The organism is Variovorax sp. CCNWLW235 (genome assembly GCF_037204085.1).
GTDB lineage: Bacteria > Pseudomonadota > Gammaproteobacteria > Burkholderiales > Burkholderiaceae_C > Variovorax.
On the sequence record NZ_JBBCBW010000014.1, the window covers coordinates 46,763 to 65,155 of the forward strand.

Below are 18,393 nucleotides of genomic sequence, written 5' to 3' on the forward strand. Positions count from 1 at the left end.
GCGGCTCAGGTGGCCTGCGGAAGGTAGCTGGGCCGCGGCGCCGTCATGCCGCGCTTGAGCTGCTGGGTGATTTCATCGGCCAGCACTTCGTCCTCGCCCGCTTCGAGCCCGTCGAGCGCCCGCTTGACGATGTCTTCGGGGCTGGTCTTGGGAACGTCGAACCCGCGCGTCAGGTCGGTATCGACATAGGCCATGTGCAGCGCCAGCACCTGGGTCTGCTGCGCCGACAGTTCGCTGCGCAATGCGTTGGTGAGCGACCATGCCGCCGACTTGCTGGCCGAATAGGCCGCCAGCTCGCCGCCGTTCGCCCATGATGCAGCCGACAGCACATTGAGCAGCGCGCCGCCGCCGTTGGCCTTGAGAATCGGCGCGAAGGCCTTGCTCATGCGCAGCACCGCAAAGAAGTTGGTCTCGAAGATGCGCCGCGCAACCTCTTCGCTGTCGGCTGCGAGAAAGCCTCCCACCTGGGCAATGCCGGCGTTGTTGATCACCAGCGTCACGTCAGACGCTTGCGCGGCAGCGGCCGCCACGTCTTGCGGGTTGTCGACGTCAAGCCGCAGTGCCTGAACGCCCGATTGCGTCACAGCCACGGGGTTTCGTGCGCCGGCATACACCTTGCGCGCGCCGCGGGCGAGCAGCTCGCGTGCAAACACCAGGCCGATGCCGCGATTGGCACCCGTGACGAGAGCAACGGAATTTTCGATCTTCATGGGAATCTCCAGAGAGGGATAGGGGACGAACGAAGCTCACTTGACCTTGATGACGACCTTGCCCTTTGCGCGGCCTGCGACGACATAGGACAGGGCTTCATTGGCGGACTCGAACGGGAACACGCGGTCCACCACCGGGCGGATGGTGCCGGCCTCGTACAGGCGGGTGATTTCGCGTAGTTGGCTCCCGTTCGCCCTCATGAAGAGAAACGAGAAGCCGACGCCGCGGCCCTTGGCCCTGCGCCGGATGCCCGCGCTCAGGAGCCGCATGACCAGTTTCACGAAGCCGGGTGCGCCGCTTTGCTTGCCGAACTCGGGGTCGGGCGGTCCGGAGATGGTGATGAGCTTTCCGCCGCGCTTGAGCACGTGGAGCGACTTTTCAAGCGTCTTGCCGTCCTGGCTGTTCAGCACCACGTCGTAGTCCTTCAAGACATCTTCGAAGTCCTGCGTGCGGTAGTCGACGACCACGTCCGCACCCAGGCTCTTGACCAGTGCCGCATTGGACGCGCTTGTCGTCGTGGCGACTGTGGCGCCCAGGTGCTTGGCCAGTTGGATGGCAAAGGTGCCCACGCCGCCGGAGCCCGCCTGGATGAAAACCTTCTGGCCCTTCTTGAGCCCGGCTTTCTCGACCAGCGCCTGCCAAGCCGTCAGCGCCACCAGGGGAATGGAGGCTGCTTCCTCCATCGTCAGGTTCCTGGGCTTGAGCGCGAGCGACGCCTCCTTGACCGGGACGAACTCTGCAAAGGTGCCGATGCGGAAATCATCGGGGCGCGCATACACCTCGTCGCCCGGCTTGAACTGCCGCACGCGCGGGCCGGCCTTCACGACCACTCCTGCCACGTCGTGGCCAAGCACCAGCGGCAGGCGGTAGGGCAGGATGAGCTTGAACTCGCCGTCCCTGATCTTGGCGTCGAGCAGGTTCACGCCGGCGGCATGAACCTCGACCAGGACCTCGTCGTCGCGCAGCTCCGGCGTGGGCATCTCCGCCGCTCGCAGCGGCCGCTTCTTGCCGTAGCGGTCAAGAACAAAAGCTTTCATGGTCTTCCTTGTTTCCTGGCGGACCCAGGTTTGCGAACGGCATCGATGCCGGAATATTTGTCTTCATTTCGCATGATGTTCATCATATTTTCAGGCGAAAAAACAGGCATCGTTGGGCGGCGGATTCAAGCAGCGCCGAGGTGCTTCAATGCGGCCTCGCGCAGGCTGGCCGACAGCGCCGGCTCGTCGACCGCGCGAGCCAGCAGCAGCGTTCCCACCATGGTGGCGACCGTCACAAGGGCCCGTTCGTGCGCGCCGGGCTGCCCCCAGTCGGGCGACTGGCGGGCGACAAGATCGATCATTTCCTTGACGTGGCGCGTGGTGGCGCGGCGCACCTCCGGCGCCTGGCGCGGCGTTTCGGAACCCAGCGCGGCAAGGGGGCAGCCGAGTTCGACCTGCGCCACATGCTCGGGCGAAAGATAGGTGCGAAGCATCAACGCCAACGCTTGCTCGGGCGGCGCGCTGGCCGCGACGTTGACCGCCACCGCGGCCGACTCGGCACACGCCCGGCTCGCCGCTTCTGCCAGCATCGCTTCGCGCGATTCGAAATGGGCATAGAAGGCGCCGTGCGTCAGGCCGGCCTCCTTCATGATGTCCGCGACCCCGGTTCCGCCGTAGCCGCTGCGGCGAATGGCGCGCGCGGCAGCGGACACGATGCGCTCGTGCGAGGCTTCCTTGGCCGAGGTTCGAGTTCCGTGCTTTGCGTTTCGCATGATGCGCATCATACATTTTTTGAAGAAGACGCGTACGCCGACCTTTTCGGCAACGCGGAATTGATCGGCTAGGCGGCTTGCCGCAGCGACGCGCGCGCGCACGCCAGGAAGGGCTCGATCAGCGGGCTCTGCCAATCGCTGCGCCAGCAGGCGGCGATGTCCATCTTTGCATCGGCGTTGCGCAAAGGCCTGAACACCACGCCGGGAGGCCGGCCGATGCGGGCGCATGCAGGCAGGATTGCCACTCCCTTGCCCGCCAGCACGAGCGCCAGCGCCGACACCATGGTTTCGACGCGCTGCGCGATCGGCATGCTGACGTCGTGCCGCCGGAGCATCGATGCGACAACGGACTTGTCGATGCCGCCCGGGGGCAGGGGCAGCCCGATAAGGGGCAGCGCCGAGAGCCGCTCCAGTGGAATGCTGGACATGCGGGCCAGGGGCGAGTCGGCGCGCACGGCCAGCATCAATGGCTGGGTGCCGATGCGCTCGACCGCGATTCCCGGCTGCGCAATGGGCGGAATGCAGATGGCCACGGACACCTCCGAATCGGTGACGGCCGAGACGTTGTTGACCGCGTTCAGCTCCACGTACTGGATTTCCACGTCCGGCAGCTTTGCCCGCAGCATGTTTTCGAGCCGGGGAAGCACCAGGTAGGAAAGCACGACCATGGTCCCCACCGTGAGCCGGCCCCTGCTGCCCGAGCCGATGGCGCGTGCCGCGTCGAAGCCTTCGTTGGCAAGGAGCAGCGCCTCCTTCGCCCGCTGGAAGAGGGCGTTGCCGGCGTCGGTAATTTCCATGCCGCGCGCGGCCCTGCGAAACAGGGGCGTGCCCACCGCCGCTTCCAGGTTCTTGATGTGAACCGACAGCGGCGGCTGGGCCATGTTGAGCCGGCGCGCCGCCTTGCCGACGCTGCGCTCCTCGGCAACGGCCACGAAGTAGCGGAGCGTTCTGAAGTCTGGTGCAGCCATACGCCGATCGTATGTGTTTTGCAGAAAACAGTATTGGACCGGGATGTGCGGTGCGTCAATCATTTGCGCATGAAAGAGTTTCCGCACCTTCCGAAGTCCGAAATCTGCGAAATGTCCGCCGTGGCATTGCGCACCCTTGTCGCTCAGCGAAAGCTCTCGCCGGTGGAGATCGTCGAAGAGGTGTTGCGCCGCGCCGATGCGGTGCAGCCGCACCTGAACTGCTTCATCACGCTGTGCCATGAGCAGGCGATGGCGCAAGCCAGGGAGGCGGAAAGCGCATTGATGCGGGGCGAGGCATCGGGCCTGCTCCACGGCTTGCCGTTCACGGTGAAGGACATCGTCGACACCGCGGGCGTGAGGACGACCTACGGTTCCCTGCTGCACCGCGACCATGTTCCCACGCAGGACGCGCTGGCTGTCGCCCGTATGCGCCAGGCGGGCGGCATTCTCATCGGCAAGACGACCACGTCGGAGTTCGGCGCCAAGTGCCTGACCGATGCGCCTCTTTTCGGAAGCACCCGCAATGCATGGGATGCCGCGCGCACGAGCGGCGGCTCCAGCGGGGGCGCGGCCGCATCCATGGCGGCGGGTGTGGCGCCGCTGGCCATTGCCACCGACGGCGGCGGCTCGACCCGCATTCCCGCGGCCTGCAACGGCGTGGTGGGCCTGAAGCAGAGCCTGGGCGTGGTGCCCCACAGCCAGGTGCAGGACGCATTCGGCAACTACACCTACGTGACGCCCACCACACGCAACGTGGCCGACACCGCGCTCATGCTGCAGGCCATGACGGGCCCCCATGGCTCCGACCCATGGTCGCTGGGCGTACCGGCGCAGCCTTACTTCGATGCGCTGCAGTCCGGCGGCGATCTTCGCGGCAAGCGGGTTCTCTACTGCGCGGCGCCCGAGGGGCGGCCGATCTCCGCCGACGTCGCGGCCGCATTCGAGGGGGCTCTTTCAACACTGCGTTCGATGGGCGCCGAACTCGTGGAGATGCCGGGCGAGGGGTACGACGTGGAGCCGGTGTGGCGGGTGATCAACCACACCAGCTGGCGCGGCCGCTTCGCTCCGCTGGCCGAGGCCCACGCCGGCGAGCTGAGTCCGTCGCTGCTGCGGCAGCTCGCGCTCGCGGAGCATGTCGACGGGGTGGCGTTCCAGCAGGCCATGTTTGCCAGGACCGCGCTCTTTCGCAAGGTGCAGGCGCAGCTGGAGGCGAACGACTTCATCTTCACGCCGACCCTCTCGCGAACGGCCCTGCCAATCGACCAGGACCTGTTCGACCCCATCGAGATCGACGGCAAGGCCTATGCCGAGGTGCGGCCGAACTGGTTTCCCTGGACGATGCCTTTCAACCTCACGGGCCATCCCGCCATCAGCTTGCCGTGCGGCGCGGGCCGCGACGGCCTGCCCATCGGCATGCAGCTCGTCGGCCGGTTTCGCGAGGACTTGCAGTTGCTGCAAGCCGCGGCGTCTTTCGAAGCGACACACCGGCCCGCCAACGCGCTGCCCACGCTGGCCTTCTGAGTCTTCCGTCCGCCCCTCCGTTCGTCTTTCAACCCTGCAGGTACCTCCACCATGGCCTCGTTACTCAAGACACTTCTTCTCGGTGCGTCGATTGCCTTGACCGGCGCCGGCGCGCATGCCGACAACACGCCCGTGCGGCTGGTCATCGGCTTTCCGCCGGGCGGCGCGCTCGACAACCTGGCGCGCTCGCTGGCCGAGGACTTGCGCACGGCCTTGGGTGAGTCCGTGCTGGTGGAGAACCGCCCCGGCGCGTCGAGCCGGATTTCCATCGAAGCCGTCAAGGCCTCGCGGCCCGATGGCCGCACCATCCTGCTCGGCAGCACGCCGCCGTTCGTGCTTTTTCCGATGACCTATTCGCGGCTGAACTACGACGCCGAGAAGGACTTCATCCCCATTGCGCACCTGGCGTATGTGCCCAGCGTCATTTCCGCGGGCGCGAACCAGCCGTTCAAGACCGTTCCCGAATACGTTGCGTGGCTCAAGAAGAACCCGACCGGCGGCAGCGTGGGGTTGACGAACCTCGGAGGCGGGCTGCACTTCAGCGTGCTGCAGTTGTCCAAGGCCATCGGCGTGCCGCTCGCACCGGTGACCTACAGGGGCGGCGCGCCGCTTGCAACCGACATCGTCGGCGCCCACGTGCCGGTGGGCACCGATGCGCTGGCCAGCCAGCTCGAGCTCCACCGCGCGGGCAAGCTGCGGATACTGGGCGTAGCGGGAACCAAGCGCGTGAGCTGGCTGCCCGATGTTCCGACCATCAAGGAAGCGGGCTACGACGCGTTCGACCGCGCCAACGCTTCCTACGCCGCATTCGTGCCGGCCGGCACGCCCAAGGAGATGGTTGCAAAGCTGGAGGCCGCCTTCGTCGCCGCCATGCGCAAGCCGCAAGTCCGCGCGCAGGTCGATCGCATGGGCCTGGAGCCGACGGGGCTTTCCGGCGCGGAAACGAAGCGGATCATGGACGAGGACCGCGTGTACTGGCGTCCCATCGTCAAGGCGTCGGGGTTCAAGAGCGAAGACTGAGGGGTGGCGGCCGACGATGCGGACAAGGCGGGCTGGCCGGTGCTCGCCGCCGCCAGTGCGGGCGCGCTGCTGTGCTTTCTCAATCTCAGCGCGCTCAATGTCGCGTTGCCCGCCGTGGCACGCAGCCTTCATGCATCGCCCACGCAGGCGAGCTGGATCCTGCTGTCCTACATGCTGGTCAGCACGGTCTGCATCCTGAGCTTCGGGCGGCTGGCCGACCTGTGGGGGCGCCGCCGGCTCTTTCTTGCCGGTCTCGCGCTTTTCGTGGCCGCCTGCGCGGCATGCGCCCTGGCACCTACCGCCGGATTCATGCTGGCAAGCCGCATCGGACAGGCCGTGGGAGCGGCCGGCGTCATGGCCAATGCCAGCGCATTGGTGAGCGATGCGTTCGGCCGCCGCAAGATGGGCCTGGCGCTTGGCGTCCTTGCCATGGTTGCGGCCCTGGCGCAGGTCGTGGGGCCATTGGCCGGGGGCTTCGTGGTGTCGTGGTGGGGGTGGCGCGTTCTTTTCATGCTCAACGTGCCTCTGGGGCTTTGCGTGCTGGCGTGGTCCTGCAAGGTGCTGCCGGCAAGCCCGATGGTTCAGGCGGAGCGTTTCGACCTCGCGGGCGCGGCGCTTTCCTTCGCCGGCATCGGCTGCGTGATCTATGCGCTCTCGATGGCGGGACCCCGCGGATGGACGAGCACGCCGGTGTGGGCCTTCATGCTCGCAGGCGCTGTGGCCGTCGTGCTTTTCTGCGGCGTGCAGATGCGCGTGGCCAGCCCGCTGGTCGACCCGTCGCTGTTCACCGACCGGGGCCGGCGGACGGCCTACGCGGGCATCCTGCTTCTTTCGATGACGCAAGCCGCGCCCTTGCTGCTGGTGGCGCTGTATCTGCAGGCTTGCGCAGGCCTGGCGGCCTCGGAGGCGGGTCTGCGCATCGCACCGGTGGCCGTGGGCATGTTGATGGCCGCGCCGGTGGCGGGCATTCTGCTGCGGCGCTTTCGGGCGGAAACTCTTTGCGTGGGCGCCATGCTGCTCGCCGGATGCGCATTGGCGTTCCTGGGCGCGCTGCTGCGGCCAGAAATGGGGGGCATGCAGTTGTCCATCGGCCTGTGGGCGCTCGGCCTGGGTATCGGCAGCTTCGTCACGCCGAACAATGCGTCGATCCTCCAGAGCGTGGCTCCGGTGCGGCGCGGAATCGCAAACGGTGTGCGATCGACCTTGCAGAACACCGGCATCATGGTGGGAACCGCGCTCGCGCTGAGCATGGCGCTGGCGGGTCTTTCCCCGGGTTCGCAGCGCACGATTCTTGGCAACGGCGGCGCAACGCTTTCGACTGCAGACGTGGCCGCCTTTACGCGGGGTGCCGGCAGCGCGCTGTTCCTGCTGGCGGTGCTTTGCCTTGCGGGCGCGGTGCTGATCGCATGCAGCCGCACACCGCACCCGGATTGACCTCCGTGCACAATTGGCCGCATCTCGATCCTCTCTCAGTGAATGCGAATACACGAACTCAAGCAACGGCTGCGGGAAGCCGGCGCGGGCCCCAGCCACGAGCAGCGCATCTTGCGGCTGTGGTCGCACGCGCTGCCGCGCAACAGCGGCAGGCGCCTGCCTGGGAGCTTCTTTCCGTCTTCGCTGCTCGAAGCCCTGCCGTCCATTGAAGCCGAGCTTGCGGGGCTGGCGCGCATCCACACCGTGCATCCCGGCGCCGATGGGTCCGAGCGGCTGCTCGTTGCCCTGGCGGACGGCCAGACCGTGGAGAGCGTGCTGCTGCCTCGCGATGGCCTGTGCGTGTCGTCGCAGGTCGGCTGCGCCGTGGGGTGCCAGTTCTGCATGACCGGCCGGGACGGCTTGCTGCGCCAGGTGGGAAGCGCCGAGATCATTGCCCAGGTCGCCCTTGCGCGCATGCGACGGCCCGTGCGCAAGGTGGTGTTCATGGGCATGGGCGAACCGGCCCACAACCTGGACAACGTGCTGGAAGCCATCGAGCTGCTCGGCACGGTGGGCAACATCGGCCACAAGAACCTGGTGTTCTCCACCGTGGGCGACGCGCGCGTGTTCGAGCGCCTGCCGCAAGAACGCGTGCGCCCCGCGCTGGCGCTTTCGCTGCACACCACCAAGCCCGAACTGCGCAAGAAGCTCCTGCCGCGCGCGCCGGGCATCACGCCAGAAGAACTGGTCGACGCGGGCGAGCGCTATGCACGAGCCACCGGCTACCCCATTCAATACCAGTGGACGCTGCTCGAAGGCGTCAACGACGGGCCGGACGAGATCGAAGGCATCGTCAGGCTGCTGTCCGGCAAGTACGGCGTGCTGAACATGATTCCCTTCAACGCAGTGGACGGCGTGGCGTTCAGCCGCCCGTCGTGGGAGCGCTGCAAGGAGATGGCCCGCACGCTGCACCAGCGCGGCATCCTCACCAAGCTGCGCAACTCGGCCGGGCAAGACATCGACGGCGGCTGCGGCCAACTGAGGGCACGCGTCTCAGAGGTGCCGGTGCGGTTGGAGCGGGCGAACCGCAATCCCGCCAATCTTGTTACTCCCGGTCTTCGGCCTGCGGCGCCAAACTGACTCCTGGCCGCCGACGAGCGGTGAGCAAACAGCGGACAAATCGCGCTTCGGCCACGGGGCAGGGGAGTCCGCCAACCCAGGAGATTCGAGCAATGACTGCATCCACCGAGAACGGACCCAAAGACGCACGCCCCGCCATGAACACGCCTCCCGTCGTGTCGCCCAAGGCATGGCAAGCCGCCTACGAAAAGCTGCTGGTAAAGGAAAAAGCACAAACCCGCGCGCGCGATGCCCTGGCCGCCGAGCGCCGGCGAATGCCATGGATGGTCGTGGAGAAGACCTATGCCTTCGAAGGGCCTAGGGGCAAGGCCAGCTTGGCAGACCTGTTCGAAGGACGGCGCCAGTTGATCGTGTACCGAGCCTTCTTCGAGCCCGGCGTGTTTGGCTGGCCGGAGCACGCCTGCCGGGGCTGCTCGATGGTGGCCGACCAGGTGGCCCATGTGGCCCACCTGAACGCACGCGACACCACGCTCGTGTTCGTCTCGCGCGCGCCCCAGCAGGACATTGCGCGGCTCCAGGCGCGCATGGGCTGGCAGATACCGTGGTTCACGCTCACCGACAGTTTCGATGCCGACTTCGGCGTGGACGAATGGCACGGCACGAACGTGTTCTACCGCGACGGCGGCCGCGTGTTCCGAACCTACTTCCTGAACAACCGCGGCGACGAGCAGATGGGCAACACCTGGAACTACCTCGACATCACGCCGCTGGGCCGCCAGGAGGTGTGGGAAGACTCGCCCGGGGGCTACCCGCAGACGCCGACCTACAAGTGGTGGAACTGGCACGACAGCTATACCGCCGATGCCGTGTCCGACAAGAAATGGGCCGAGGTGTCGGCCGCGGGCGAGGCGGCGTTCCGGGAGCAGAGCGCACGCGCCAAGTCTTGACGCGGCTTCGAGGGCTCGCCTTTTCGCGCTACTTCGACGAGCCTTGCTTGGCCATCCTCGTCCAGCGCTGGTCGGTGTGCCTCCCCGCATATTCCTGGTCGATCTCGTCGATCAAGGCATCGGCGTTCTTCGGGTCCACCGCTGCCAGGATCGCGTCGATCTTGGCCTCCATGCGGTCGTCGCCTTCCTTCGATTGCGGAGAGCCGACATACAGAAGAAACGCCAGTCCGCCGATCTGCCAGATGAGCTGCAGGAACTCGGACTGCCAGTTTTCCAGCGTGTCTCTCGACATCTGGATGAGGTAGCCCGACATCTCCGGCGGAGCGCCGAAATTCTTCTGCTCGTCCACATACGCGAACCAGCCGAAGACCCAGTGCCCGATCAACGACAAGAGAAAGAAGCCAAGGGTGACCCAGCCATAGCCGTACAGTTTCCAGATGGATTTCTTCATGTAGTGCTTTCCGCTCGAGTTGCTGTTTCAGAGGCGTCCTTGTGGGCGCGGCGCGCACGCTCATCCCGTGTCTTGTCCAGGGCCGCATGGCTCTTCTTCGCAGCCGCTTCGCACTTTTCGTGGAGCACGGCCAGCTCCTTGTCGGTGAGCTTCTCGATGCCGATGAACTCGTCGCCCGCTGCGGACGAGCGAATCAGCTCGTCCAGCTTGGTCTGAAGCGCAACCCCGTCGCGGTTTTGCGTGTTCTGGATCAGGAACACCATGAGGAAGGTGACGATGGTGGTGCCGGTGTTGATGGTCAGCTGCCAGTTTTCCGAAAATTGGAAGAAGGGACCTGAGGCCGCCCAGGCAACAACCAGCGCGATGCAAAGCAGAAAGGCGAATGGACTGCCGGCTGCGCGCGCCGTGGCATTCGCAAAGGTTGCAAAGAACTTGTCCATGCGCAAAGGGTGCTGCATCGGCAGCGGCGGGGCGTCATCCATCGCCCATAAAACGGGGTTGAAAATTCCGCTTGAGCATGTGAGCGGCCAGCCATTTGCAGGCAGTGCCGCGCGGGCGGGCCTGAGCCTTGGAGTAGGAAAGTACCGACCCGCTCTGGCGGCTGTTGCTTGCGCGGGCGGAACTCGGTTGTGGCTCACATACCGGCTTTAGCGGCTTCAGCCAATGGAGGTGACCCATGCACGCAAGAGCTCGTCTACTCGGCCATCCGGTACACCAGATGCTGGTGGTGTTTCCGCTCGGGCTTCTCGCCACGGCGGTGGTGTTCGACATCGTCTACCTGGTCGGAAACAGCCCGGTCATGGCGGCGGTCTCTTACTGGATGATTGCGGCGGGCCTTGTCGGCGGGCTTCTTGCCGCGCCTTTCGGCACCATCGACTGGCTGGGCATTCCGGCGGGCACGCGGGCCAAGCGCATCGGCGCAATGCACGGCGGCGGCAATGTGCTCGTGCTGCTGCTGTTCGCGCTGAGCTTTTTCCTGCGCGACAGGGACTACGCCCCGGGCCTGGGGCAAATGGTGTGGGCCTTTGCGGGTGCGGCCATTGCAATGGTCACTGCCTGGCTCGGCGGCGAGCTGGTAGACCGGTTGGGCATAGGCGTCGATGAAGACGCCAGCATCAACGCGCCCAGCTCGCTGCACAAGCGGCACATTGCAGCCGGCAAGTAAGCCGGCGCAGCGCACTCAGGCCGGCACTAGCGTCAAGCCTGGGCTCGTTCGGCCCTGTCGACCGACAGTGCAGCCTGCAGCACCTGGGCTTCTTCCACCGGTTTCACGAAGTGGCCGTCCATGCCGGCACGCATGCTTTTTTCGCGGTCGGCCGGCTGGCCGAATCCGGTCAGCGAAAAAATCTTGAGGGGCGCGGCTTCACCCAGTTCTTTTCGCAGCAGCGCGGCCAACTCGTAGCCGTCCATCACCGGCAGGCCGATGTCCAGAAAAGCGATCTCCGGCTTGAACGATGGAGCAAGCGTCAGGGCCGCGGCCGGGTCGTAGGCCACCCGCGCGTCGTGCCCATGTTCCCGGAAGATCGCGCCGAGCAGGTCCGCGGCATCCTGGTTGTCGTCCACGATCAACACCCTCCGGCGAAGGCCCGTGCCTCGCGAGATGGCCAGCGCCTTGGGCGCAACGGCTTTCAGCTGGTCGCTGGAGGGCAGGGGCAGGCGAACCGTGAACTCGCTGCCTTGTCCCGGCCCGGCGCTGCGGGCTTCCACCGTGCCGTTGTGCGCGGCAATCAGGCTCTTGACCAGCGCCAGGCCCACACCGAGCCCGCCCGCGGCGCGCTCGATGGTCTGCGCCCCCTGGTAGAACAGGTCGAAGACCTTGGGCAACGCGTCTGCTTCGATGCCCCGCCCGTTGTCGGTCACCGAGATCACCACGCTGCCTTCTTCCTGCCGCGCTTCCAGGCGGATGACGCCGCCCACGGGCGTATAGCGCGCGGCGTTCGTCAGCAGATTGCTGATCACCTGCGCCAGGCGCGTGGGGTCTCCATGCCAGAGCATCGCGCTGTCGGGATAGACGGCATTCAGCGTGTGCTGGCGCTGCTCCATCAGCACGCTCACCATTTCGACGGCCTTTGCCATCACCGATGCCAGCGGGACTGTTTCTTCGCGCAGCGTCAACTTGCCCCGGGTCACGCGCGACACGTCCATCAGGTCGTCGACCAGCCGGATCAGGTGCTGCACCTGGCGGTGGATGGCGTCCTGCTCCTTGGAGGTCTTGAGGTCTCCGCGTCGCTTCATCAACTCGAGCGCGGTGACGATCGGCGCCAGCGGGTTGCGAAGTTCGTGCCCGAGCACCGCAAGAAATTCGTCCTTCGCGCGGCTGGCGCGTTCGAGATCGCGCAGCAGCGCTTCGCGCTCGGCGCTCGCCCGCTCTTGCCCGCGCCGTGCGGCGACCAAGTCGGTCACGTCCACGGCAATCAGCATCAGGCCGTACAGGCGGTCGACCCGCTTCAGCGGCTGCACGCTGAGCTTGAAATAGCGTTCATCGAAGCGCCCGCTGCCGGCGCGCTCGACGAGTGTCAGGTGTTCTTCGGCCACGTAGGGGCGTCCCGATTCGAAGGCCTCGTCCAAGATGCGCAGCGTGTCGTCGCGCGCGCAAAGCTCGGGCAGTGCCTGCTCGTAGGTTTTTCCTTCGAGGTCGAACTTGCCCACCATCGACTTGTAGACATCGTTGGCCAGTTCGAACCGGTGTTCGGCGCCCACCAGCAAGGCCGCGGCAACAGGCGCCTGGCGCAGCAGGTCGTTTCGTTCGCTCTCGGCTTCCTCGCGCGCCACACGCTCCGTAACGTCGCGCGAAAAGCAGCGCGTGTAGCGCAGCACCCCGTTTTCGAATCGGCCGTTCGACTGGATGAGAACGTGCTTGATGGCGCCGTTCTTGCAGACGAGGCGGGCCGGATAGTTGCGCAGCGTTTCACCGCCACTGAGCCGCTTGAGAATGTCCTGGATGACTGGCTGGTCGAGATGAAAACGCGAAATGTGCTGGCCGATGTATTCGTCGGCGCTGTAGCCCAGCAGCTCGAGCTCCGCCCGGTTGGCCCAGAGGATCGTGCCGTCGGCCGCCACCTGGTGCAGGCCTTCCGCGGCGTTCTCCGCGAAGTCGGCCAGGTCGCGCTCGCGCGCACGCGTGGATTCTTCCGCCTGGCGCCGGCGCAGCACCTCGTCGTCGAGCGACAGCACCTTTTGCTGGAGCATCGCGATCTCGGCGGGCGCCATGATGGCCGTGCCGCCGATGGGTATCACCCGGGAATGCGCCTGGCACACATGGCGGAACACGGCGGCGTGCGCCGTGCCCGGGAATACGGAGAGCGGATAGCCGCAGAAAAGCTCGAACTCGCGCCGGGTGCCCAGGCGGTTCCAGTAGCCCTCCAGCAAGAGCGCATCTTCATGCTTGCCGTCCGCGCAAAGAAGAGCGACCAGCTCGCCGTAGATGCGGAGCTTTCCGCGGCCTTGCAGTGTGTCGAGCAGGCCGCCGACCAGCTGGTTGAACAGGCGTTCGTCGGGCTTGCCGTTCAACACAATTTGCCCGAGCGCTTCCGCCGCGTCCACGAAGACGATGTTGTCGTCGGGGCAAACCCCGGACAGGCGCATGCGGAAACTGCGGCGATGCGCCTCGGTGGCAAGAACCAGGGCGCAACCGCCTTCAGCCAGGGTTTCGGCCAGAAAGTCGGCTGCCGACGCGATCAGGATTTTCTCGTCGTCGTAGAACTGCACCTGGTGTGCGCAGGAGGCGCCGGTGTCGCTGGCTGGGAGGAGATGAGCGCTCATGCCGCACATTTTCGTGCCTGTCCGACTCATCGGCATACATCACAGGACACTGTCCGACACGCGCTTTACAGGATAGGGCGTTCCGGCCCCCACTGAATGCCGGACGCGCGTGCGTCCGGCAATTTCAGGATCAGCAGTTGCCCTTCTTTGCCTGTCCGGGCGGGCATTGCTTGCCGTAGCCGCCGCCACCGTGTCCCGGGCCGTCGGTGTAGACAGCGCAGCCGCCGAGCATTGCGGTTGCGAAGAGTGCAGCGAGTAGTTTCTTCATGGGGAGCCTTTCTATTTTGGAGTTCGAGCATAGCCAACTTGCTTCGGCGTCCAGCGGTCATCCGTAATATCGGCGTGTAGGACGTCGCGACGCCGGGCCTGAACGCCGAACCCCATGACAGGAAGACTCCGCCACGGCTCAGGGCTGGAAGCCAGACCGGCGCACCACCGGCTCCCATTGCTGCCGAAAGGCCTTGAGCATTTGCACGGTCTCGGCCTGCGTACTGACGATGGGCGTGATGTAGGAGGCATTGGCGGCCTTCTGCAGCGCCGGGTCTTGCATCACCTCGCGGATTGCCGTGGCCAGCAATTGCACCTTGGCAGGCGGCATCGTGGAGGGCGCGAAGAAGGTGTTCCAGCCGTCGGCATCGATCTTCATGCCGGCCTCGCGGAAGGTGGGAATGGCCGGGGCGAAGCTCACGCGCTTCTTGCCCGACACGGCCAGGATGCGGATCTTGCCGGCCAGGTGCTGGGCATAGAGCGAGTCGAGCGTGTCGATGGCAATGGGCAGGTTGCCGCCGCTCAGGTCGGCCGAGAGCGGCGCCGATCCGCCGTACCCCTTGATCTGCGGCTGCACGCTGAGCGCATCGCCCACCATCAGGCCGAAGAAGTGGGGCAGGCTGCCGGTTGCGGGCACGCCGAAGACGGCCTCTTCCGGATGCGCCCAGAGCCGGCCCACCAGGAACATCGCGCGGTCGAGCTGCAGCTTGTTGCCCACGGCCAGCGCAAAGTCGTAGCTGCTGACCTGCGACACCGGCACGAAGTCCTTGTCCGGGTCGTAGCCTGCGTCCTTGAACACGAGCGGTGCCACCACCATCACGGCGGGGTTGCCGAGCATCAGCACGTTCTGCCCGGCCGGCGCGCGCTTGACCTCCTTGGCTGCCAGCCGGCCGCCTTCGCCCGGGCGGTTTTCCACCGTGGCTGCCACGCCGAGCTTCGGGCCCAGCCGCTCGGCCACGAGGCGCGCGACGCGGTCGGTGCTGCCGCCGGCGGTGTAGCCCACCACCAGAGTGAGCGGGCCGTCCAGAACGGGTGCCTGGGCATGGGCGAGGGGGGCGGCACAGGCGCCGAGCGCCAGGCACCACGCCGTGAGCTTTCGGCGGGAAAGAAAAACAGACATGGGTCCTCCTGCGGCGTTATTGGCGAACGGGTGCGCGCAGGTTTTCACGGCGACAATCGCCGGCCCGCTTCGTTTCAACCCGTGTAATTTGTTACTGGTTTATACGTAAGCAACAATCAGTTGATCTAATCCATCAATTGCCAACTGAGGCATGCGAGTCACACTGCGCCGTCGCCTCATCGCACCCGTTAGAACCTTTTCATCCACAGCACGCAAGGTATGCAAGCTTTTCCCGATGCAGGCGCCTTGCGCGCGCCCAGTTCCCTGGACGACCTGCTGCTGTATCGGCTCTCGCGCGCGGTGCGCACCAGCAGCGGCATGGCCACGCGGCTGGTGGAGGGCGGCTTCGGCATCACGCGCCGCGAATGGGGAATGATTGCCACGCTCGCGCAGCAGGGCGAGATGCGGTCGTCCGCACTGGCCGCGCAGCTGCACCTGGACCGCGTGCGCACCTCGCGCGGCCTGCGGGGCCTGGTCGAAAAGAAGCTGGTGGTGCGCCGGCAGGACGCCGACGACCGGCGCGAAGTGCATGTGCGGCTGAGCGCCTCGGGCCGGGAGCTTTACGAAAAGGTGTTTCCGCGCATCGCGGGGCTCAACACCGATCTGCTCGACGGCATCGAGCCCGCGCACCTGGACATCTTTCTGCAGTGCTTGCGTCACCTCGAAGAGCGCGGGAACGCGCTGAGTGCGCAGGGCGCCGTGGTGGAAAAGGCCAACCGCCGCTCGGGCGGCACGCGACACCGCTGGCCAGAGCCCGGCACGGCTTAGCGGCCTGTTGCCCGCGGCGCGCATTCGCAAGCGAATCGCGGAGGTCCGGCCTTCAGCTCCCCGGCACGATAAAGCTGGGATGCCGCGCGCAAATTTCGGGCAGCGAACTCAGCGTGCCCGAAAGGTGCTCGCGCAGCGCCTTCTGCGCGCCGGCACTGTCGCCCTGCGCAATGGCCCGCACGATGGCGCGGTGGTCGCGAAGAATCGCCTCGGTCTTGCCCGCGGTGGGCAGGTGCAGGCGCCGCAGCCGGTCGACGTGGCCCGAGACGCGGCTCACCATGTCCCACAGGCTCGGCACACCAGCGGCCTCGTACATCAGGTGATGAAACTTGCGGTCGGCGCCGACGAAGTCGCTGTACTGCCGTTCCGCCGCCAAGGTCGCCTGCAGCGCGATCTGTGTTTTCAGCTGCGCCACAAGGTCGGGCGTTGCCTGCTCGGCCAGCTGGTGCACGATCTCCAGCTCGATGGAGCGGCGCAGAAAGTGCGCCTGCCGGGCCGCGTCGATGTCGATGCGGCTCACCAGCGTCGCGTGCTGGGGAAACACGTCCACCAGGCCTTCTTCGGCCAGGCGCAGCAAGGCCTCGCGCACGGGTGTCTGGCTTACGCCGAACCTGTCGGCCAGCTCTTGCCTCACCAGCACCGTGCCGGGCACCAGTTCGAGCGAAAGAATGGCGTCGCGCAGCTTTTCGAGCACTTGGGGTGCTGCGAGGCGTGTGCGGTCGAGTCGGATCCGGGTGAGGGCGGTCATTCGGCGGAATTCTCGCTTTGCTGAACTGATATATTAGTGTTTTAATGTAGTTGATTCCACGAAGACCACGCTTCAGCCCTTTCGCCTCAGCCCTTTCGCTTCAGCCCCTCCGATGCCACGCTCTTACGACACCCTGCGCAGCGCCCGCTGGTTCGCACCCGACGACTTCCGTTCCTTCGGCCATCGCTCGCGGGTGATGCAGATGGGCTACGCGCCCACCGACTGGGTCGGCAAACCCATCATCGCCATCGTCAACACCTGGAGCGATGCCAACCAGTGCCACTCGCACTTCAAGCAGCGTGTGGACGACGTCAAGCGCGGCATCTTCCAGGCCGGCGGCTTTCCGCTCGAGCTGCCGGCCATCTCGCTGTCGGAGAGCATGGTCAAGCCGACGACCATGCTCTATCGCAACTTCCTGGCAATGGAGACAGAAGAGCTCTTGCGCAGCCATCCCATCGACGGCGCCGTGCTGATGGGTGGCTGCGACAAGACCACGCCGGGCCTCACCATGGGGGCGCTCAGCATGGGCCTCCCGTTCATCTACCTGCCCGCCGGCCCCATGCTGCGCGGCAACTGGCGGGGGCAGGTGCTGGGCTCCGGTTCGGACGCGTTCAAATATTGGGACCAGCGCCGCGCCGGCCAGCTGAGCGACCAAGCCTGGCAAGAGATGGAAGCCGGCATTGCGCGCAGCCATGGCACCTGCATGACCATGGGCACCGCGGCCACCATGATGGGCATTGCCGAAGCCGTGGGCTTTTCGCTGCCTGGCGCATCGAGCATTCCGGCCGCCGATGCCAACCACGTGCGCATGAGCGCCGAATGCGGCCGACGCATCGTCGAAATGGTGTGGGAAGACCTGACGCCCGCCAGGATGCTCACGCGCGCCAACTTCGAAAACGGCATTGCCTGCGCCATGGCCATGGGTTGCAGCACCAACGCCATCGTTCACCTGATCGCCATGTCGCGCCGCGCCGGCCACCCGGTCACGCTGGACGACTTCGATGCCGCAAGCCGCAGGGTGCCGGTGGTCGCCAACATCCGGCCGAGCGGCGACACCTACCTGATGGAAGACTTCTTCTACGCGGGTGGCCTGCCCGCCATGCTGGAGCGCATTCGCGGCCACCTGAACACCGAGGCGCGCACGGTCAACGGCCGCACCATCGGCCAGAACATCGAAGGTGCCGAGGTGTTCAATGACGACGTGATCCGGCCTCTGGACAACCCCATCTACGCCGAAGGCGCGCTCGCCGTACTGCGCGGCAACATCGCCCCCGATGGCGTGGTGATCAAGCCGAGCGCATGTGCGCCGCACCTGCTGCAGCACACCGGCCGAGCGCTGGTGTTCGACGACTACCCTGCGCTCAAGAAGGCGGTGGACGATCCCGAACTGGACGTGACCGGCGACGACATCCTGGTGCTGCGCAATGCCGGCCCGCGCGGCGCCGGCATGCCCGAGTGGGGCATGCTGCCGATTCCCACCAAGCTGCTGAAGCAGGGCGTGAAAGACATGCTGCGCCTGTCGGACGCGCGCATGAGCGGCACAAGCTACGGCGGCTGCCTGCTGCACTGCTCGCCCGAAGCAGCCGTCGGCGGCCCGCTGGCGCTGGTGCGCACAGGCGATCGCATCTCCGTCGACGTGCCCGCACGACGCATTCACCTGGAAGTGAGCGACGAGGAACTGGCCCGCCGCAAAGCCGCATGGACACCGCCGCCGCCGCGCTACGAGCGCGGCTACGGATGGATGTTCGGCCGCCACATCCTGCAGGCCAACGAAGGCTGCGACTTCGACTTTCTCGAAACCGCGTTCGGCAAGCCGGTGCCCGAGCCCGACATTTTCTGAAGACCGCTGTTCCTGTACCGAACCAAC

18 protein-coding genes are annotated in these 18,393 nt (G+C 66.2%); 8 read left to right on the forward strand and 10 right to left on the reverse strand.

Annotation, left to right across the window (positions count from 1 at the left end; genetic code table 11):
- Window positions 1–5 precede the first annotated feature (5 nt).
- The 4 genes from V9L21_RS16510 to V9L21_RS16525 form a co-directional block, all read right to left on the reverse strand.
- The gene (locus V9L21_RS16510) at window positions 6–710 is read right to left on the reverse strand and encodes an SDR family oxidoreductase (protein ID WP_337313623.1); all 705 of its coding nucleotides are present in this window, start codon (window positions 708–710) and stop codon (window positions 6–8) included.
- Between the two features lie 36 nt (window positions 711–746).
- Window positions 747–1,748 carry an NADP-dependent oxidoreductase gene (locus tag V9L21_RS16515; RefSeq protein WP_337313625.1) on the reverse strand — a complete coding sequence of 334 codons (1,002 nt, stop codon included), beginning with the start codon at window positions 1,746–1,748 and terminating at the stop codon, window positions 747–749.
- Window positions 1,749–1,873: 125 nt separating this feature from the next.
- The gene (locus V9L21_RS16520; protein ID WP_337313627.1) at window positions 1,874–2,473 is read right to left on the reverse strand and encodes a TetR/AcrR family transcriptional regulator; all 600 of its coding nucleotides are present in this window, start codon (window positions 2,471–2,473) and stop codon (window positions 1,874–1,876) included.
- Between the two features lie 56 nt (window positions 2,474–2,529).
- The gene (locus tag V9L21_RS16525; RefSeq protein ID WP_337313629.1) at window positions 2,530–3,429 is read right to left on the reverse strand and encodes a LysR family transcriptional regulator; all 900 of its coding nucleotides are present in this window, start codon (window positions 3,427–3,429) and stop codon (window positions 2,530–2,532) included.
- A 111-nt stretch (window positions 3,430–3,540) separates the two neighbouring features.
- On the opposite strand from V9L21_RS16525, the gene V9L21_RS16530 reads away from it, so the two are divergent.
- From V9L21_RS16530 to V9L21_RS16550, 5 genes are all read left to right on the forward strand, one after another.
- On the forward strand, window positions 3,541–4,950 hold the full coding sequence (locus V9L21_RS16530; protein ID WP_337313631.1) for an amidase: 1,410 nt from the start codon (window positions 3,541–3,543) through the stop codon (window positions 4,948–4,950).
- Window positions 4,951–5,001: 51 nt separating this feature from the next.
- On the forward strand, window positions 5,002–5,970 hold the full coding sequence (locus V9L21_RS16535; protein ID WP_337313633.1) for a Bug family tripartite tricarboxylate transporter substrate binding protein: 969 nt from the start codon (window positions 5,002–5,004) through the stop codon (window positions 5,968–5,970).
- Window positions 5,971–5,973: 3 nt separating this feature from the next.
- Window positions 5,974–7,404 (forward strand): MFS transporter, encoded by a 1,431-nt coding sequence (locus tag V9L21_RS16540; protein ID WP_337313635.1) that lies wholly within the window; start codon window positions 5,974–5,976, stop codon window positions 7,402–7,404.
- Between the two features lie 42 nt (window positions 7,405–7,446).
- Window positions 7,447–8,523, forward strand: a complete 1,077-nt coding sequence (locus V9L21_RS16545) for an RNA methyltransferase (RefSeq protein WP_337313637.1) — start codon at window positions 7,447–7,449, stop codon at window positions 8,521–8,523.
- 92 nt (window positions 8,524–8,615) lie between these two features.
- A complete protein-coding gene (locus V9L21_RS16550; protein WP_337313639.1) occupies window positions 8,616–9,410 on the forward strand; it encodes a DUF899 domain-containing protein in 795 nt (264 codons plus the stop codon).
- A 28-nt stretch (window positions 9,411–9,438) separates the two neighbouring features.
- Here the strand turns inward: V9L21_RS16550 and V9L21_RS16555 are convergent, their stop codons facing one another.
- Both V9L21_RS16555 and V9L21_RS16560 read right to left on the reverse strand, forming a co-directional pair.
- A complete protein-coding gene (locus tag V9L21_RS16555; protein ID WP_337313641.1) occupies window positions 9,439–9,861 on the reverse strand; it encodes a DUF6766 family protein in 423 nt (140 codons plus the stop codon).
- Window positions 9,858–10,301: a low affinity iron permease family protein gene (locus V9L21_RS16560; RefSeq protein ID WP_337313643.1), complete on the reverse strand. Its 444-nt coding sequence runs from the start codon at window positions 10,299–10,301 to the stop codon at window positions 9,858–9,860. Before V9L21_RS16560 ends, V9L21_RS16555 begins: the two co-directional genes overlap by 4 nt.
- Window positions 10,302–10,537: 236 nt before the next feature.
- Here V9L21_RS16560 and V9L21_RS16565 point away from each other — a divergent pair, with 236 nt between their 5' ends.
- Window positions 10,538–11,026, forward strand: a complete 489-nt coding sequence (locus V9L21_RS16565; RefSeq protein ID WP_337313645.1) for a DUF2231 domain-containing protein — start codon at window positions 10,538–10,540, stop codon at window positions 11,024–11,026.
- A 32-nt stretch (window positions 11,027–11,058) separates the two neighbouring features.
- Here V9L21_RS16565 and V9L21_RS16570 read toward each other — a convergent pair whose 3' ends face one another.
- The 3 genes from V9L21_RS16570 to V9L21_RS16580 form a co-directional block, all read right to left on the reverse strand.
- Window positions 11,059–13,623 carry an ATP-binding protein gene (locus V9L21_RS16570; RefSeq protein ID WP_337313647.1) on the reverse strand — a complete coding sequence of 855 codons (2,565 nt, stop codon included), beginning with the start codon at window positions 13,621–13,623 and terminating at the stop codon, window positions 11,059–11,061.
- Window positions 13,624–13,753: 130 nt separating this feature from the next.
- Window positions 13,754–13,891 carry a hypothetical protein gene (locus V9L21_RS16575; RefSeq protein ID WP_337313649.1) on the reverse strand — a complete coding sequence of 46 codons (138 nt, stop codon included), beginning with the start codon at window positions 13,889–13,891 and terminating at the stop codon, window positions 13,754–13,756.
- A 138-nt stretch (window positions 13,892–14,029) separates the two neighbouring features.
- Window positions 14,030–15,010, reverse strand: coding sequence for a tripartite tricarboxylate transporter substrate-binding protein (locus V9L21_RS16580; RefSeq protein WP_337313651.1), 981 nt, complete (start codon window positions 15,008–15,010; stop codon window positions 14,030–14,032).
- 219 nt (window positions 15,011–15,229) lie between these two features.
- Here V9L21_RS16580 and V9L21_RS16585 point away from each other — a divergent pair, with 219 nt between their 5' ends.
- On the forward strand, window positions 15,230–15,778 hold the full coding sequence (locus tag V9L21_RS16585; RefSeq protein ID WP_337313654.1) for a MarR family winged helix-turn-helix transcriptional regulator: 549 nt from the start codon (window positions 15,230–15,232) through the stop codon (window positions 15,776–15,778).
- A gap of 52 nt (window positions 15,779–15,830) precedes the next feature.
- Here V9L21_RS16585 and V9L21_RS16590 read toward each other — a convergent pair whose 3' ends face one another.
- Window positions 15,831–16,526: a GntR family transcriptional regulator gene (locus V9L21_RS16590; protein ID WP_337313656.1), complete on the reverse strand. Its 696-nt coding sequence runs from the start codon at window positions 16,524–16,526 to the stop codon at window positions 15,831–15,833.
- 112 nt (window positions 16,527–16,638) lie between these two features.
- Between V9L21_RS16590 and araD the strand changes: the two genes are divergently transcribed.
- Window positions 16,639–18,366 (forward strand): L-arabinonate dehydratase, encoded by a 1,728-nt coding sequence (araD, locus tag V9L21_RS16595; RefSeq protein WP_337313658.1) that lies wholly within the window; start codon window positions 16,639–16,641, stop codon window positions 18,364–18,366.
- Window positions 18,367–18,393 lie beyond the last annotated feature (27 nt).

What these genes read in the sequence shown, in the direction of transcription:
- V9L21_RS16510 (WP_337313623.1), bottom strand. Translation starts at nt 710, where the DNA reads ATGAAGATCGAAAATTCCGTTGCTCTCGTCACGGGTGCCAATCGCGGC.
- V9L21_RS16515 (WP_337313625.1), bottom strand. Translation starts at nt 1,748, where the DNA reads ATGAAAGCTTTTGTTCTTGACCGCTACGGCAAGAAGCGGCCGCTGCGA.
- V9L21_RS16520 (WP_337313627.1), bottom strand. Translation starts at nt 2,473, where the DNA reads ATGATGCGCATCATGCGAAACGCAAAGCACGGAACTCGAACCTCGGCC.
- V9L21_RS16525 (WP_337313629.1), bottom strand. Translation starts at nt 3,429, where the DNA reads ATGGCTGCACCAGACTTCAGAACGCTCCGCTACTTCGTGGCCGTTGCC.
- V9L21_RS16530 (WP_337313631.1), top strand. Translation starts at nt 3,541, where the DNA reads ATGTCCGCCGTGGCATTGCGCACCCTTGTCGCTCAGCGAAAGCTCTCG.
- V9L21_RS16535 (WP_337313633.1), top strand. Translation starts at nt 5,002, where the DNA reads ATGGCCTCGTTACTCAAGACACTTCTTCTCGGTGCGTCGATTGCCTTG.
- V9L21_RS16545 (WP_337313637.1), top strand. Translation starts at nt 7,447, where the DNA reads ATGCGAATACACGAACTCAAGCAACGGCTGCGGGAAGCCGGCGCGGGC.
- V9L21_RS16550 (WP_337313639.1), top strand. Translation starts at nt 8,616, where the DNA reads ATGACTGCATCCACCGAGAACGGACCCAAAGACGCACGCCCCGCCATG.
- V9L21_RS16555 (WP_337313641.1), bottom strand. Translation starts at nt 9,861, where the DNA reads ATGAAGAAATCCATCTGGAAACTGTACGGCTATGGCTGGGTCACCCTT.
- V9L21_RS16560 (WP_337313643.1), bottom strand. Translation starts at nt 10,301, where the DNA reads ATGGACAAGTTCTTTGCAACCTTTGCGAATGCCACGGCGCGCGCAGCC.
- V9L21_RS16565 (WP_337313645.1), top strand. Translation starts at nt 10,538, where the DNA reads ATGCACGCAAGAGCTCGTCTACTCGGCCATCCGGTACACCAGATGCTG.
- V9L21_RS16570 (WP_337313647.1), bottom strand. Translation starts at nt 13,623, where the DNA reads ATGAGCGCTCATCTCCTCCCAGCCAGCGACACCGGCGCCTCCTGCGCA.
- V9L21_RS16575 (WP_337313649.1), bottom strand. Translation starts at nt 13,891, where the DNA reads ATGAAGAAACTACTCGCTGCACTCTTCGCAACCGCAATGCTCGGCGGC.
- V9L21_RS16580 (WP_337313651.1), bottom strand. Translation starts at nt 15,010, where the DNA reads ATGTCTGTTTTTCTTTCCCGCCGAAAGCTCACGGCGTGGTGCCTGGCG.
- V9L21_RS16585 (WP_337313654.1), top strand. Translation starts at nt 15,230, where the DNA reads ATGCAAGCTTTTCCCGATGCAGGCGCCTTGCGCGCGCCCAGTTCCCTG.
- V9L21_RS16590 (WP_337313656.1), bottom strand. Translation starts at nt 16,526, where the DNA reads ATGACCGCCCTCACCCGGATCCGACTCGACCGCACACGCCTCGCAGCA.
- araD (WP_337313658.1), top strand. Translation starts at nt 16,639, where the DNA reads ATGCCACGCTCTTACGACACCCTGCGCAGCGCCCGCTGGTTCGCACCC.